Here is a 15,540-nt window from a genome sequence, read left to right on the forward strand (position 1 = left end):
GTAGGGTTGATTCGCGAATCAACCCTACTGGCGAATCAACCCTACTCCCGAATCAACCCTACTCCCGAATCAACCCTACTCACAAATCAACCCTAGGCGATCGCTCTGTCTGTGAACCTTATATTATTTATATTTGATAATTAAATAATATTAATCACCAAAGTTTATAGTATTATTAATATTTTGGTTAAATTTTATTTTTTTCTAAGGGTTTGATGTTGAATTACTGCTATACCCGCCCAACCAATAAAACTGCCAATAAAATAATAGGGAAAATCTGACCACTGAAATGTATTGCCCAAAGCCAAACGCCCGATTAAAGTGGCGCGAATGGCTTGTAAAAATGGCGGTTGCCACAATTGGAGAAATTCTAATAAACAGGTAGCAAGACACACGCCCACTGCCGCCCATATTGGGGAAATTTGCGGCCTAATTAAGACCACGATCAAGATCCAAAAAATCTCATAAGGCACTCCGCCAAAACTATTATTTAACCATTCTTGCCCCGGCCCGCGATAGAATTTTATCATTAAGCCCAAGGGAGCGATCGCCAGAATACTGATCAGCAGTGCTAGGCGATAACGAAAAAACCGATGTTGGGGAGAAAATGGGAAATTCATAAGGGTTATTTTGAGCAAATTTCTAAGGTTGTTGTGTCTATTATGCCTAAAATATCTGGAGAAACGGGTTATTTTCCTGGATTGAGGATGAGTGGATGATAAAATTATTGTTTTCCGCTTTAACGCTTTCTGGAATTACGCGATATTTCTGCCAAAAATAAATCTTTTCTGGAGATTTCTGCGGGAAAACCAATCGGGGGTGACGCTGCACCCCCGATTGGTTTATGATGATTTAATGATGATTTGCTGACACCACACTCCCCTGGTGAGCGATCGCCTTAAAAGCTAAAGGCGGCACCCGCTTGAACCGAGAAGGCTAGTTCGTTGTCACTGTTGGTATTGTCATAAGCATTAATCCCCATTTTGCCATTACCAAAGATGACCACATTGTTTCGCAACTGCATTTCTCCTCCGAGGGTGACGACTGGGGCATTACGATTTCCCAGGGCGGTTAATTCATCTTCTTTGGTGATGAAAGAATAGCCTCCACCGACGTAAATATTGGCGTTGTCAGTCACGGCTAAATCGTAGGTGATTTCCGGGACGAGGGCAGCGGCTTTATCATTGAACAAAGCGGCACCGCGTAAAGATATCGGGGCATTCGGGGTGGTGATTCGACCTTGCAGCCCGCCGGTGAAGACACTTTGATCACTGTCTTCTACGGTGTTAAAGCTGCCACCGGCTGTAGCGCCAATATAATTGGTGGTGACACCTTGTTTGCCGGTGATTGGATCCATTGCATTGGCGGCACCACTGGCGACGACGGTAGAACCCATAACGACGATTGATAAAGCAGAGAGAGTTGCGGATTTGATTAAGCTTTTCATGGTGTTTGTTCCTTTTGAGTTGTATCTGAACTTTTGATATTCCAACTCTAGGTGGTCTATTTGAGTTCAAGTGATGAGCTTGTGCAGGTTTGTTGGCTGACTATTTTTTTGCTGTGGACTGGTGGGTGCGATCGCACCTTTGTGATCAAGGAAAAGTCTTGTGGTGATTTGTTTTTGTCTCCTTCCAGGGATGAGCGATCGCCCTTGCTTATTCCGTAGAACATGGGACAGTTTTTTGACTGGCAACAGGGGTGTGGGGTGTAGGGTATGGGGCCGCCATCGGTGTGGGGGGCAGAGGAGCAGCGGTTCCCCACACCCCACACCTCTTACCCTGAGCCTGCCGAAGGGCTACACCCCACACCCCAAAAAACCGATAGATCGTGGATAGATTCAGAGAAGTTTATGTCGAAACAGCGATCGCTCCGATCCCAATCCAAGCTACGATGGTGGTGAATTTGGATTTGCGTTTATCAGGTTTATGAAACAAATATTTTCTAAGCTTCTAGCTTTAGTCTTAGTTATGGCGATCGGTTTGATGGGTTGTTCCGGGGGTACGGGAATTCTCACGGGTAATTACACTCAAGATACCCTCAATTTGGTGAGCAGCTTAAGAACCGCCATTGAATTGCCAGAAGGTTCTGAGGAAAAAATCGCCGCTCAAGCAGAAGCACGTCAAGTCATTAATGAATATGCTTCTCGCTATGTCCGCGATCCGAATATCGCCAAACTGCCATCTTTCACTACTATGCGTACCGCTTTAAATGGTTTGGCCGGTCATTACAATTACTATCCCAACCGTCCGGTGCCAGAGAAATTAAAGAACCGCTTAGAGCAAGAGTTTAAACAGGTAGAAGCATCTTTGAGACAAGGGGTTTAATCTGGAAACCCAGAGCAGTAGGTTGCAATTCATTATCTGCGATTTGTAGAAACTAATTAAAACCTGCTGTCTCTGCTATATGTTTATACATTAGATGATTTTTAATGATGAAACTATTCAGTAATTCAGATAATAGACTTTTTGCTTTCCCNNGGGAAAGCAAAAAGTCTATTATATAATATTTCTATTATATAATCTTGATATAATCTTGATATAATTTTGATATAATTTTGTCGCCTCTTTATCTTCTGCCGTCACATTCAAGGTGCAGTGGAATTGAATGTTAGATTGTGCTATACTTTTGGATAAAAATATGGTAATTCAAGCATGATGAATCATCCATCCTTAGACAAATTACTGCAAGACTTAAAAAATCCCGAAGAACAAGTTAGAGCCAATGCCACTCATCAGTTGTGGCATATTTGGTTTCATCAAAAGGGCGTCTATGGCTTAGAATTTCTTCAGCGATCGCAAATGTTATTAGAGTTGGGCAAAATACAAGAAGCGGAAGCGATCCTGAATGAATTGATTAAAGACCAACCGGATTTTGCGGAAGCATGGAATCGACGAGCGGTGCTGTATTACAGTGTGGGCAAATATCAAAAAGCCATCAAAGACTGTGAAATGGTCTTACAACTGAATCCCGTTCATTTTGGGGCGCTGCATGGGTTGGGATTATCTTATGCAGCGGTGGGAGACTATCGAGCCGCGATCGCAGCTTTTCGTCAAGCTTTAGAGGTTCAGCCTTATTCACTGATCAACCAAAAACTGATCCTAGAATGCACCGCTCGTCTAAGTTAATCCTGAATGTAAAGCTTTAGTCATGTCCCATAAAATATCCGTTAAATTTTATGGTAATAATTTACCAAAAATTAGGGTTTAACATGGGCAATTTCCGGTCAGCGAGTCGGGAAAATTGCTCCCTATTTTCGGCTCTATTTTCTTGATCAATGAATTCCGAGAACTTGAGTCCGAGAAGTTGAATCCGAGAACTTGAGATTAATCGATGATTTGCAGCCATCCGCGCCGAACCGCATGGAGTATGCGATCGATGGTAGACAGTTCTTCTTCACACAGGGAGGTTTTCAGCAGGGCAAACATCAGTCGTTGGCGATCGCTCGCAGTTAAACCGCCTTGACTCCAGATTTTGCTAAATAGCTTACTCACCTGAGAATAGATGAGATAACTTTGATCTGGCATCATGATCGTGACTTCAATTGACTATTCACCATATATTCTCTAATATTTTTTTAATAATTTTGGTGATTTTAAGCAGCCACCCTGGTGATTTTACGCAGTAATTTTCGTGACATAAATCCAAAGTTTATGTGATGGAGATCATTAGTTAAACTGATTTTCATCACCATTAAACCAAGACAAAATCAAAGGGAAGGGAATTATAAATAAAATATAGAAAAATAAAAAACTGAAACAAAATAAAATAAAGAGGACAAAATGACGAAAAAAGCCATAAAAACCACGCGCCGGTCTTTTTTAACCCTAAGTATGATGGCGGCTGGAGGGGCGATCGCTTGTTCTGCCTCAAGTCAACCGGAAAAATCCGCGAATGTCCCCCCCAGCAGCAACATACCTTTAACTCTGCCGGTCAACCCAACCATACCAGAACGATTATTAGGTAATACGGGGGAGTCCCTGCCGATTTTTGGCCTTGGCGGTGCTTCTCGACAAACTCCTTTATCTAAATTGGATCAAGAATCAGCCGCCGTTAAAATCATTGAGCAAGCTTTAGAATTAGGCATTCGCTATTTTGATACGGCACCAAGTTATGGGCCGAGTGAAGATTATTTAGGAAAAGTCTTGCCACCGTACCGATCGCAGATATTCCTCGCCTCGAAAACTTCTGCCCGAGATCGGGATGGGGCTTGGCGAGAATTAGAGCGATCGCTGCAACGCTTGAACTCGGACTATCTCGACCTGTGGCAACTGCACCATGTATCCTTTGACTCGGAATTAGACCAAATTTTTCAGTCTAACGGGGCGATCAAAGCGATCGAAGAAGCCAAAGCCCAAAAAATTATCCGGTTTAGCGGCATCACCGGACACCACGAACCGGATATTATTGTCAAAGGATTAGAGCGGTATCCCTTTGACACCACATTAATTCCCGTGAATGCCGCCGAACGCCATCATCCCCGTTCCTTTATTTCCCAAGTCTTACCCGTTGCCCAACGGAAAAATATTGGCGTCATTGCCATGAAAGTCCCCGCTTACGGCAAACTTTTGACCTCTGGGGTTCTCGATGGCATGGCGCAAGCAATGGGCTATAGCCTCTCTCAGCCCGGAGTGCATTGTTGTATCGTCGCCGCAGATAGTGTGGCACAGTTGGCGGCGAATGTGGCGGTTGCCCAAGGGTTTCAACCCCTGAGTCAAACCGCGATCGCCCAAATTGAACAACGCACCGCAGCCCAATGGGAAGACAACACCTTTTTCCGGGCTTGGACTTGAAACAATTTAAAGGGAATTTAAAGGGGAGGCATCGGTATAATCGGCATTCGGCGGAGCACACCGAGTCCTAAGTCTTTTTCCGAGAGCGATCGCACCTCAAACAGGCCCATCATATCTTTCAGTTGGGGATTGCCTCGGGAAGCCCCGGTTAAACCCATAGCAATTAACAATCCGCAATAGCCCTGAGTTTTTTGGCAGCGATCGTCCCACTTTTTCCGCGCCTCTTGATGAACCGGGTCATCCTCTAAAAATTCCCCAAACAAATGTAAATCACCGTTTTTGCTCTGTAAAATGCCCAGGTCATAACGCTGATCGATTCCCGGTTCCTCTCCCTGATTAAATCCAATTCCTTGAATCGGGCCGACCCGATCCAAATCGGCAATCAACTTTTTCGCCTTGGGTCGCGTGGTTTGAATCAAAATCACCGGCAACCCATCCCCATCTTGGGTCACATCAGCGGACTGATAACAACTCAACCTTTGCCGCAGTAGCTCCACAACATCCCAAGGAATCAACCCTAAACCCAAAAAAGAATTTTCCGGCACCAGGTCATCTTGTAACCGAGGCGGCGCCTCCATCTCTTCCCGTTGACGTTGAGCAATCAGACTCATTTGATAGAGTTCTTCAGACACCTCTGGCAGGGTAGCCACTTGCACCGATATTTCCCTTTTGCCCAATTCCGCTTCTGGGGGCACCGGAATTCTATAGCGACTACTTAACGTCGGAAACTCATTATCGGCCAATTTGCGGCGATAGGATTTAATAAAGCGATGCAAAGCTTCCAGGGAAACTAGGGTAATCAGTGCTTCCTCTTCATAAAGAATTGACCGCAGTCCTTCCAGGGGATGCAAATTGCCAAACGAAGGCTCAATATCTTCTACATCTGCATTCGCCAGATCGATCTCATCATCATCGTCTAATTCTTCAGCGCTTTCAAAGGTGACAAATAAACAATCTTGGGAGAGAAAAGCTTCTTCGATATCTTCCCCAGACTCTCTTTCAATGGCGCGTTGGCGAAACTGCTTCAGGGAATCCAAAGACCGATATAACAAAATGCCATAATCGAGGCCCAGCATCCCCATCACACAAATATAAATATTGTCCACATCCCACTGATTGATTTCCACTGTCAAAATTTGGTGATCTCCCAGGAATTCCCAAGGGGCATCTTGCCAAATTTGATAGCTTTTCTCTAGCAATAAGCTGGCATATTTCCGGGGTAACGCTTCCGGTCGATTATCCATCGCCTCGGAAAAACCGCGAAAGATTTCATCAATTAAAGGTAAGTCCGGGACATATTCAATATCAATGTCCAGTTCTTGCAGCACTCCCCGCAAGAAAAACTGAATTTCCCGGTCTTTGACCACAATTTTCTGCGGACGAGCCGGATTTCCGGGACTGTGAGGATGCTCCATCCCTCGCAACAACGTGCGGACAACTGCCGCAGGTCCAGTTTGTGGGGACACCACATCCATTGCTCGGACAATTCCTTGGGATCCATCCACCCACAAAATACAATCGCCGCCACCGTCTGGATTTTGTGGGTCATCTATATAGCCCATCGGTAACGGTTGAGCTAACCGACGGCGATCGCCCTCCCACACGCTGTTGGGAATTTGTGGCAGTTTTTTTAAGCGACGACGAGTGGAGCGATTCAATGCAGCCATAAACAATATAAATAAATTAGAGGAAATTAGACGAAATTAGACGAAATTACAGCAAATTAGAGGACATTAGAGACAATTAGAGGAAATTAGAGCAAATTAGAGAATTATGGAATAACTTAGCGAATAAATCCCGGAGTTTGTAGAGAGCAACAACACACCTAGCGAGGATCTTTTTCCGCCGAAAGTGTTGCTACGTCTGATGATTGAACCATATGCACTGACATTTTTACCTAACATCCTACAAAGTGGTTCAAAATTACAATCAGGATTCAATCAGTATGATTGACATTATTGACGACTTCTGCTGTTTTGCCTAGTCCAGTTAGGGAAAACACCACTAAACTAGGGGTTACTCAGCTAGGGGTTGACCCCAAAAGCTCAACCATTCCTTCTCCTTTCACCATTTGATCGGGTTAAGGAGCCGCTCTCATTTTGACAGATATCGGGTCAAGTAACACGGAGCCGGAATCCCGCTAGAATGAAAATAACTCATTATCCTATATTCAAGAAGGAGTCTTAGAACCTGATGGCAACAGCAACTCAGTCGTCGCAAAAAGGCATCCAAATGACCGAAAGCGCTCTCCAGCAGATTCAACTACTGCGTAAGCAACAAGAAAAAGACCTCTGCTTGCGTGTGGGAGTCCGTCAAGGGGGTTGCTCTGGTATGTCCTACACAATGGACTTTGAAGACGCCAGCCAAATCACCGAGAAAGACGAAGTTTACGATTACGAGGGCTTTAAGGTGGTTTGCGACCCTAAAAGTTTACTTTATCTCTATGGCCTTGTCCTGGATTATAAAAATGCCATGATTGGCGGTGGTTTCCAGTTTACCAACCCCAACGCCACCCAAACTTGTGGCTGTGGTAATTCCTTTTCGGCTTAAATCTGGTATCTTGACTGTTGGTTATTAACCGCGATCGCGGTTATCGTTATTGGTTGGTTGTTTGTTGTTGTTGGTTGTTTGTGATTGGATTTTCAAAACGAACAGCAAATAACCAATAACCAACAACCAACAACAATCAACCAATAACCAGACCAGAAAAATTATCCACGAATCGAATTATCTAATTAAAGACATGACTCAAATCGACGAACTGTTTAATGAGGGTTTACAACGCTATCAAGCGGGGGAAGACCCAGCTACCCTGATTCCTGTATTTAAAGACCTGTGCGATCGCACCCCCAAAAATAGCAATGCTTGGACTTGTTTAGCTTGGCTATACTTATTAGTCGATAAACCGAAAAATGCTTATAAAGCGGCTCAAAAAGCCGTAAAACTGAATCCTCAAGATCCACAAGCCCGGGTAAACCTAGCGGTAGCCATGCTCGACAGTGGCGAAAAAGGGGTTCGTCCGCATATTGAATTAACCCAACAACTAATCATCGCTTCCTCAGAATTGCACGATGAAGTGAAACAAAATATCGCCGATGGCTTGACCAGAAAACCGGAATGGAAAAGCTTACTTCAAGTGCAAAAATGGCTATTTTAGCCCGATAAAAACCCCTAATTTTTTCGCCGATTTTAGACAAAATCACCATTGATTTGCTCTGATTTTTTTAGACAAAAATCATCAATTGTCCATCGGAGTCTATCGAGGGATTCAAGATTCGCAAAAACATAAATAAAACATAGATAAAACACAAATTATGTATGTATGCGAATCTTGAAGGCTACTGGCTAGTTAATTGCTAGTTAACCGTTAATCATCCATTTGCCAAGGTTCAGTCACGGCATTCTCATCAAAAATCTTTTTCGGTCGTAAAACCACGATAACTTGTCCGAGAATGGGACTTTCTGGGGCAGAATCAAACCAGTTAATTTCTAATTTGTCCCCATTAGCAACTAAGAAATAACTCTGACTACTCCATTCCCGTAAAGTGCGATCGACCACCACCAAAATCTCTTCCGGTTTTCCGGGCAGTGGTTGAGGTAACTGTTCGCTAGAGCATAATATGCCCACGGGTTCACTGATATTCAAAATCACTTGCCATCCCGGTAAGGAAACCAAAGCACAAGAACCGGAAAAATTCACCACCATAAAATCGCCAGTTTTCTCTAAAATTGGCATAGCGGCAAATTCTTCGGGAGATGCATCCAGCGATCGCAACACGGGAATAATCTGAGATAAATCATCGTCAGACTCTAAGCGATAAACCGGCAACAAAGGGGCTTTCCGGGTGGGCACTACGGTAAAATCTAACAGCAATTTCTCAATTTCTTGTCGGGCTGTTTGAGAATAGGCAAACTTTAAACCCTTGGCAATTAAAACCGATCGCTGTTGCAGATCCTTTTTTTCTCGCGCAACTTTCCAATATTGATAAGCCATTGTATCCCCAGGATGGGCAGAAAATCCCGCTGGTTTTTTGGCCAAAACCGCATATTCTTTCATCGCTTTGGCCATTTCATGGGCTGCATCCACATCCAGATTTTTTTCCATCGCAAATTCTGCCGCTGTCACGCGATCGGCCTGGTTCAAAACCCGCAACTCATGCAAAACATCACTGCGTGGCCCTAAGAAATACTCAGCCACCGCTTCAGACACTTGCCCTTTAATTAAACTATCATAGACTTGGGAGGCAACGATAATTAAATTTTGCTGCTGCGGTTGAAATCCAGTTTCTTCAAAAATCTTTTGTGGCGTATAGCCAGCTTTTTTTAACTCTTGACAAGCATTTCCCCAATCTACCCAAGTTCCTTGTTTATAAATCAGGAGTTGTAATAACTCAGCGATCGTTTCTTCCGAGGGTTGAGAATTTGCCGAAGTGTCGTGAGGCATTTGAGTCATAAAACGAAGAGAAAAACAATACCTCTCTCAGTTTCTCACAGCCAGTCCTCATCCGCAGAGAAAAATTAAATCATAGGGAGCGGGGGTGTGGGGGAAAACAATTAACAATTGACAATTGACAATTGATAATTGATAATTAACAATTATCAATTATCAATTACACCCCAACCACCAGCCAGAAAATTAATTCAAATTTGACCAGTCTAAGATATTTTTATAAGTAAGGTAATACGTCAATGTCTATGAAAGTACAAAGGAAACTCCCAGGTAATTCCCGGCGAATCAGACAAATCGAAAATATTCGCGAAAGTGCTTTAGGTTTAGTCTCAACCAGGAGTTTCCCGGCAATTATTGGCACAGCGGATATGATGTTAAAGTCCGCTGGTGTAATCCTCGTGGGTTATGAGAAAATTGGCAGCGGTTATTGTACGGCAATTATCCGAGGCAAAGTAGCGGATGTGCGGTTGGCGGTGGAAGAAGGCGCCCGGGTTGCCGAACAGTTTGGCCAATTTGTTTCTAAGTCCGTGATTCCTAGACCAATGCCGAATATGGAAGTGGTGTTTCCTCTGGGGAGTCGGTTGGCAGAGTTGGCGTTTGAACAGCAAGGGTCATCCCGTTTAAGTAATCAGGCGATCGGGCTGCTGGAAACTCGCGGATTTCCGGCAATGGTCGGCGCTGCTGATGCCATGCTGAAGGCTGCCAACGTGCAAATGGCTGCTTATGAAACCATTGGGGATGGTTTATGTACGGCAATTATTCGGGGTCGCGTGGCTGATGTCGCAGTCGCGGTGGAAGCGGGGATGTATGAAGCGGAGAGGATTGGCGAATTGAATGCGGTGATGGTGATTCCTCGACCGTTGGAAGACCTAGAACATACTTTACCCATAGCAAGCTGCTGGATCGAAAAACCGGAACCGTTGCCCGTGTTAACGCCGAAAGCGCTTAAACAAGAAGTGGAAAAACAACCGTTAAAACTTCCCGAAATCGAAAAAGTTCCCTTGGCGATCGAGGAGTCAAAACCTGTTATGGAAAAGAAAAAACAATATTTAGATCGCTCAGAATTACTTTAAGGGAAAAGAAACCCCAGGGACAAGAAACCCCAGGGACAAGAAACCCCAGGGACAAGAAACCGGGTTTCTTTAGACAACCTTTGCCTCCCCACCAGCCCCTACATAGAAACCCGGTTTCTAACCCCAGGGACAAGAAACCGGGTTTCTCTAAGAAATCTCGGCCTCCCCACAGGCCCCTACATAGAAACCCGGTTTCTAACCTCTCCAGGTTTCTAGCCCCAGGGACAAGAAACCGGGTTTCTATGATGTTTTTTCGTTTGTGGCAAAGGTTAACGTTAATTACCCGGTTTCTGGGCCGCCCCAGGGACAAGAAACCGGGTTTCTTTAGACAACCTTTGCCTCCCCACCAGCCCCTACATAGAAACCCGGTTTCTAACCGCTTCAGGTGTTGGGACCCTTCGACTTCGGCAAAGAAGAAACCAGCGCAAGAAACCGGGGCAAGAAACCGGGTTTCTATGACATTTGTTTGTTGGTGGCAAAGGTTATCTAAAGAAACCCGGTTTCTGGGGTTGGTGGCAAAGGTTAACTTAAGAAACCCGGTTTCTAACGTCTCTCTCAAAAAGGAAATTATGTCAGCAAAAGTTATTTTAACCATCACCAAAGGCAACCTAGCGGGACAAAAATTTGAGTTTGATTCCCGCGCTACTTGTATTATCGGTCGGGCTGATGATTGCTATCCGAAAATACCCGATGATGAATATCATCGCACAATTTCCCGTTATCATTGTTTGCTGGATATTAACCCCCCAAATATCCGGGTGCGGGATTTTGGCAGCAAAAATGGCACGTTTGTCAATGACCAAAAAATTGGCCAACGAGAAGCACATCACAGCCCCGAAGAAGGAGCAAAAATCAAGTTTCCTGAATATGACTTAAATCCCGGAGATAAAATTAAACTCAGTAATACGATTTTTTCGGTAGATATTGTCTCCGACCCGGAATTTTTACCAACCCCGAATGTAGATAAAGTGCCACTTTATCGTGCTACAGTTCATTCGCCAAAACCGAATTTATGGGACTGGTTAAAAGGTTTATTAAAGCGGGCAAAAGCTGGTGAGGAAAATTTAAGGTCGATTAAACATTATACCCTATTGCGTAAATTGGGTGAAGGTGGTTTTGGGGAAGTTTATTTAGCCAAAAATGAGCAAACCGGGGAAGAAGTTGCCCTTAAAATCATGTTACCGCAAGTCGCAGCCAGTCCCCGCGCCGTGGAAATGTTTCAGCGAGAAATTGAAAATACTAGGGTGTTAAATCATCCCAATATTGTCAAACTAAAAGATGCGGGTTTTGCCGATGGCAATTTCTTTTTTACTTTAGAATATTGTAATGGTGGCAATGTTTGTGATTTGATGCAACAACTTGGCCGAACTTTATCAATTGATGAAGCTTTGACAATTACTCGACAAGTTTTGGATGGGTTAATTTATGCTCATCAAACGGAAATTCCGGCGGTAAAATTGGCGGGTGGTGGTTTTGGTAAAGGTCGCGGTCTGGTGCATCGGGATATTAAGCCGCCGAATATTTTTTTAGTGCATGAAGGGGGAAAATTTCAGGCCAAAATCGGCGATTATGGGTTATCAAAAGCGTTTGATTTGGCGGGGTTAAGTGGCTTTACTATGAGTGGTGATAAAGCAGGTTCTCCGGCGTTTATGCCCCGGCAACAAGTGATTGATTTTAAGTATGCAGATCCGGCGGTTGATGTGTGGGCTGTGGCGGCTTGTTTGTATTTTATGTTAACAGGTTTTATTCCCCGCGATTTGAGTGGGCAAGACCCATTTTTGGCGGTGTTGAAAAATAATCCGGTGCCCATTCGCGATCGCGCTTCATGGATTCCCGAATCTTTGGCCAAAATCATAGATCGCGCCTTATTAGATCAACCAGAATTATATTATAAAACGGCGGCAGAATTTAAAGGGGCGATCGAAAAAGCAACCTAACCCCAGGGACAAGAAACCCGGTTTCTGGGGGGACAAGAAACCGGGTTTCTTTAGACAACCCTTGTCACCCCACCGGCCCCTACATAGAAACCCGGTTTCTAACCGCTTCAGGTGTTGGGACCCCTTGACTTCGGCAAAGAAGAAACCGGGTTTCTATGACATTTGTTCGTTGGTGGCAGAGGTTAACGCAAGAAACCCGGTTTCAGGGCCGCTTCAGGGTTCTAAGGCTATTCTTCAAAAGTTAAATCCTCGCTTATATTCTCCATATTTACATCTTCTAAAAAATCCCGATAAGCATCCGCTGAAACCAACTCCAATCCATCCAATTTCGGCAAACTACCCCGACGCAAATCAACATATTCTTGATAACTAGAAAACTCCCAATCCTCTGCTTTCTCCACTAAATTAGCCTCGACGGGATTTAAGTGAATATAACGAGTTAGATTTAATAAATATTCGTCTTTATCTACATGAATCGCCTGAAACCGTCCTTGAAATAGTGACCCTACCCTTTTATACCGTTGATTAATCGCCTTAGCATAAGACAAAGTAAATGCCTGCATCAGCTTAGAAAAATTTTCAGTGTTCAGATAGACTAATAAATGATAGTGATTGGGCATCAAACAATACGCAATAATATCCACGCCGCGATGCATCAAATGGGTTCTTAATTGGCGTAAAAAATAAGTATAGTTATCTTGTTCAAAGAAGATTAGCTGACGGTTATTACCTCGGTTATAAACATGGTAATAATTACCCGCTTGAAAGATAACTTCGCGACGTGGCATATCAGGATTTAGGATAAGAAAACCGAGAAAAATTATCGCATCAAACCGGGTTTCTTGTCCAGGGGCGCAGAAACCTGGGGCGGTGGGAAACCTGGAGGGGTTAGAAACCGGGTTTCTATGGAGGGGTCGGTGGGGTGGCAGAGGTTTCTTAGAGAAACCCGGTTTCTTGTCCCTGTGTCCCTGGGGTGGTGGGAAACCGGGAGAGGTTAGAAACCGGGTTTCTATGTAGGGGCCGGTGGGGTGGCAGAGGTTTCTTAAAGAAACCCGGTTTCTTGTCCCGGGGGCGGCCCAGAAACCGGGTTTCTTAAGTTAACCTTTGCCACCAACGAACAAATGTCATAGAAACCCGGTTTCTTCTTTGCCGAAGTCAATTAGCCCCAAAAGCTAGGTCTATCAACCTGAAGCGGTTAGAAACCGGGTTTCTATGGAGGGGCCGGTGGGGTGGCAGAGGTTAACGCAAGAAACCCGGTTTCTTGTCCCTGGGCCGGTGGGGTGGCAGAGGTTGACTTAAGAAACCGGGTTTCTTGCCCCTGCATTAATACTTGATTTTTTAGTCAACATAAGATTGATTTTTTAGTCAACATAATTGTTCTTAAAACTTTACAAAACTTTACAAAAAAAAAAAAAGGCGCTTCGCGCCAAAAGGGAAAAAGAGAAAAAGAGTAGAGGGAAATTAAGTTCTCGGCAGGGAGATCCCAAAACGGAAGCCAATATCGAGATTCCGAAAGCCCGGATCGCGGAAGTTACGACGCGCCGAACGGCAAATCCTGGGAATGCAGTACCAGCTCCCGCCACGCAACAGCTTATTATTTTTATGGGTAAAAATTTCTTTCAACCAATGGATCCAATTACGCTCGAAATGATAATCATTATCATTCTCATTTAGCCACGCCAAACCATTAGTCGGGGCGCCAGTATAGCTGTCGTGCCAATCGTCTAAACACCACTCCCAAACATTCCCGTGGATGTCATACAAGCCAAAAGCATTGGCGTGTTGAAAATGACCGACGGGAGTAGTTTTTTCGCGGTAAACGCCTTTAGCACCTGAGCCATAGGTATAATTGCCATCATAGTTGGCCAGGTCGGTTGTCAGGGTTTCGCCGATGTGAAAGGCTGTGGTCGTTCCGGCTCGTGCCGCATATTCCCACTCAGCTTCACTGGGCAAGCGATAGTTTTTCTCAGTTTTTTGACTTAACCGCGCACAAAATTCGATGCAGTCATACCATGAAACACATTCAACGGGAAGATTTTCTCCTTTAAAATATGACGGGTTGGGGTCGAGGTCTATTTGCAGCTTGGGAAAACTGGCCACTTGCCGCCATTGGGCTTGGGTCACGGGATATTTGCCCATCAGGAAAGGTTTGATGGTGACTTGATGCTGCGGCTTTTCATCATCATATCCTTCACCAGCAGGGGAACCCATCATAAATGTGCCCCCAGGAATATAAACCATTTCCAGGGTGACGCCATTGCCCAGGTCGGTGATGATTTGTTTCGCTTGCCCTTGACTGCGGCTGATTTCTTTCCCCTGGGCGTTGACTTTGACGATGTTAAAAGTGAAGGTGGTAAAAGGATTCGGTTTGGCTGGGGTTTTGCCAATGCCCAATAACTTTAACCACTCAGCGACGGACTGGGGACGGTTTGCTGCTTCTAGTTCCAAGCCTTTGAGAATGGCGGCATTTTCCCAGTCAGGGATTTGCGGATTATGCTGTTTCGGTTCCGGTAGGGGGATTTTCAACTCATCTTGATAATTAGCCGGTATCGGATTTTTTCCCGTCCGTAAATTATATAGCGTAGCGGCCAAGGCATACAGATCCGTATAGGGACCGAATTTTCCTTGACTTTTATATTGCTCAATAGGAGCATAACACTCGGTTCTGGAGTTGGTCATGGTGCCGGTTTGTCCGTAGGCAAACTGTCTGGCTAACCCAAAGTCAATTAACACCGCGCTACTATCACTACGGCGCAACATTATATTTTGGGGTTTAATGTCCCGGTGTAATAATTCTTGGCTATGTACCAAAGTCAAAGCCGCCCCAATTTGCTCCATAATTTTTAGGGCTTGCTGGTGGGACATGGGGCCATTGTCTTCTACGAGTTCCGCTAGGTTCTGCCCTTGGATATATTCCATGACCATGCCCATGAGTCCTTGATGTTCGACCACTTCATACACTTGGACAATGTGGGGATGATGACATCTTGCCAGCCGTAATGCTTCGTTGACAAAACTGACCTGGAGGCTGGTAAATTCGGCGATGGTTTTGTTGGTTTGTTGTTGGGTGTTGAGGGTTTTGATGGCGAAGGTTTTGCCGCTTTTGTCTTTAGCGGTGTAGGTGCTGCCGAAGCCACCGCCACCGAGGATGCCGGTGATGGTGTATTTGCCTTTGTCGAGTTGCTGGTTGGGTTGCCAGATGACGGGTTGCCAGATTTGGGTCATGGGAGTGAGAAACCGGGCTTGTTTAGATCAGCTTTGCCACATAGTCTAGAGTAGCATAGAAGGGA

At 44.7% G+C, this 15,540-nt stretch carries 16 protein-coding genes; 8 read left to right on the plus strand and 8 right to left on the minus strand.

Annotation, left to right across the window (positions count from 1 at the left end; all coding sequences use genetic code 11):
* Positions 1–194: 194 nt before the first annotated feature.
* Both AM228_RS27355 and AM228_RS27360 read right to left on the minus strand, forming a co-directional pair.
* Complete coding sequence (locus AM228_RS27355; protein WP_054470074.1) at positions 195–620, minus strand: DUF2809 domain-containing protein; 426 nt, start codon at positions 618–620, stop codon at positions 195–197.
* A gap of 278 nt (positions 621–898) precedes the next feature.
* Positions 899–1,447: a hypothetical protein gene (locus tag AM228_RS27360; protein ID WP_054470075.1), complete on the minus strand. Its 549-nt coding sequence runs from the start codon at positions 1,445–1,447 to the stop codon at positions 899–901.
* Positions 1,448–1,507: 60 nt separating this feature from the next.
* On the opposite strand from AM228_RS27360, the gene AM228_RS33755 reads away from it, so the two are divergent.
* The 3 genes from AM228_RS33755 to AM228_RS27370 all read left to right on the plus strand — a co-directional run bounded on the left by AM228_RS33755 (position 1,508) and on the right by AM228_RS27370 (position 3,125).
* On the plus strand, positions 1,508–1,666 hold the full coding sequence (locus AM228_RS33755; RefSeq protein WP_156332113.1) for a hypothetical protein: 159 nt from the start codon (positions 1,508–1,510) through the stop codon (positions 1,664–1,666).
* A 259-nt stretch (positions 1,667–1,925) separates the two neighbouring features.
* Positions 1,926–2,324 carry a photosystem II protein Psb27 gene (gene psb27 / locus AM228_RS27365; RefSeq protein ID WP_054470076.1) on the plus strand — a complete coding sequence of 133 codons (399 nt, stop codon included), beginning with the start codon at positions 1,926–1,928 and terminating at the stop codon, positions 2,322–2,324.
* 327 nt (positions 2,325–2,651) lie between these two features.
* Positions 2,652–3,125 carry a tetratricopeptide repeat protein gene (locus AM228_RS27370; RefSeq protein ID WP_322096589.1) on the plus strand — a complete coding sequence of 158 codons (474 nt, stop codon included), beginning with the start codon at positions 2,652–2,654 and terminating at the stop codon, positions 3,123–3,125.
* A 198-nt stretch (positions 3,126–3,323) separates the two neighbouring features.
* Here AM228_RS27370 and AM228_RS27375 read toward each other — a convergent pair whose 3' ends face one another.
* On the minus strand, positions 3,324–3,527 hold the full coding sequence (locus tag AM228_RS27375; RefSeq protein ID WP_231636967.1) for a hypothetical protein: 204 nt from the start codon (positions 3,525–3,527) through the stop codon (positions 3,324–3,326).
* Between the two features lie 252 nt (positions 3,528–3,779).
* Between AM228_RS27375 and AM228_RS27380 the strand changes: the two genes are divergently transcribed.
* The gene (locus tag AM228_RS27380) at positions 3,780–4,790 is read left to right on the plus strand and encodes an aldo/keto reductase (protein ID WP_054470079.1); all 1,011 of its coding nucleotides are present in this window, start codon (positions 3,780–3,782) and stop codon (positions 4,788–4,790) included.
* A 17-nt stretch (positions 4,791–4,807) separates the two neighbouring features.
* On the opposite strand, the gene AM228_RS27385 is transcribed toward AM228_RS27380, so the two are convergent.
* A complete protein-coding gene (locus AM228_RS27385; protein ID WP_054470080.1) occupies positions 4,808–6,457 on the minus strand; it encodes a DUF6930 domain-containing protein in 1,650 nt (549 codons plus the stop codon).
* Between the two features lie 526 nt (positions 6,458–6,983).
* Here AM228_RS27385 and AM228_RS27390 point away from each other — a divergent pair.
* Together AM228_RS27390 and AM228_RS27395 are read left to right on the plus strand one after the other, a co-directional pair.
* Positions 6,984–7,340 carry an iron-sulfur cluster assembly accessory protein gene (locus tag AM228_RS27390; protein ID WP_054470081.1) on the plus strand — a complete coding sequence of 119 codons (357 nt, stop codon included), beginning with the start codon at positions 6,984–6,986 and terminating at the stop codon, positions 7,338–7,340.
* Between the two features lie 193 nt (positions 7,341–7,533).
* Positions 7,534–7,947, plus strand: a complete 414-nt coding sequence (locus AM228_RS27395; protein WP_054470082.1) for a M48 family metallopeptidase — start codon at positions 7,534–7,536, stop codon at positions 7,945–7,947.
* A gap of 210 nt (positions 7,948–8,157) precedes the next feature.
* Here the strand turns inward: AM228_RS27395 and AM228_RS27400 are convergent, their stop codons facing one another.
* Positions 8,158–9,243 carry a RuBisCO accumulation factor 1 gene (locus AM228_RS27400; protein WP_054470083.1) on the minus strand — a complete coding sequence of 362 codons (1,086 nt, stop codon included), beginning with the start codon at positions 9,241–9,243 and terminating at the stop codon, positions 8,158–8,160.
* A gap of 242 nt (positions 9,244–9,485) precedes the next feature.
* Between AM228_RS27400 and AM228_RS27405 the strand changes: the two genes are divergently transcribed.
* On the plus strand, positions 9,486–10,313 hold the full coding sequence (locus AM228_RS27405; RefSeq protein ID WP_054470084.1) for a BMC domain-containing protein: 828 nt from the start codon (positions 9,486–9,488) through the stop codon (positions 10,311–10,313).
* On the opposite strand, the gene AM228_RS33760 is transcribed toward AM228_RS27405, so the two are convergent.
* A complete protein-coding gene (locus AM228_RS33760; RefSeq protein ID WP_156332114.1) occupies positions 10,267–10,872 on the minus strand; it encodes a hypothetical protein in 606 nt (201 codons plus the stop codon). The genes AM228_RS27405 and AM228_RS33760 overlap by 47 nt on opposite strands.
* 10 nt (positions 10,873–10,882) lie before the next feature.
* Here AM228_RS33760 and AM228_RS27410 point away from each other — a divergent pair, with 10 nt between their 5' ends.
* On the plus strand, positions 10,883–12,250 hold the full coding sequence (locus tag AM228_RS27410; protein WP_054470087.1) for a protein kinase: 1,368 nt from the start codon (positions 10,883–10,885) through the stop codon (positions 12,248–12,250).
* 227 nt (positions 12,251–12,477) lie between these two features.
* Here AM228_RS27410 and AM228_RS27415 read toward each other — a convergent pair whose 3' ends face one another.
* The gene (locus tag AM228_RS27415) at positions 12,478–13,038 is read right to left on the minus strand and encodes a transposase (RefSeq protein WP_054470085.1); all 561 of its coding nucleotides are present in this window, start codon (positions 13,036–13,038) and stop codon (positions 12,478–12,480) included.
* 673 nt (positions 13,039–13,711) lie between these two features.
* Complete coding sequence (locus tag AM228_RS27420; RefSeq protein ID WP_054470086.1) at positions 13,712–15,475, minus strand: bifunctional serine/threonine-protein kinase/formylglycine-generating enzyme family protein; 1,764 nt, start codon at positions 15,473–15,475, stop codon at positions 13,712–13,714.
* Positions 15,476–15,540 lie beyond the last annotated feature (65 nt).

It is taken from the genome of Planktothricoides sp. SR001, assembly GCF_001276715.1.
In the GTDB taxonomy this organism is placed as follows: domain Bacteria; phylum Cyanobacteriota; class Cyanobacteriia; order Cyanobacteriales; family Laspinemataceae; genus Planktothricoides; species Planktothricoides raciborskii.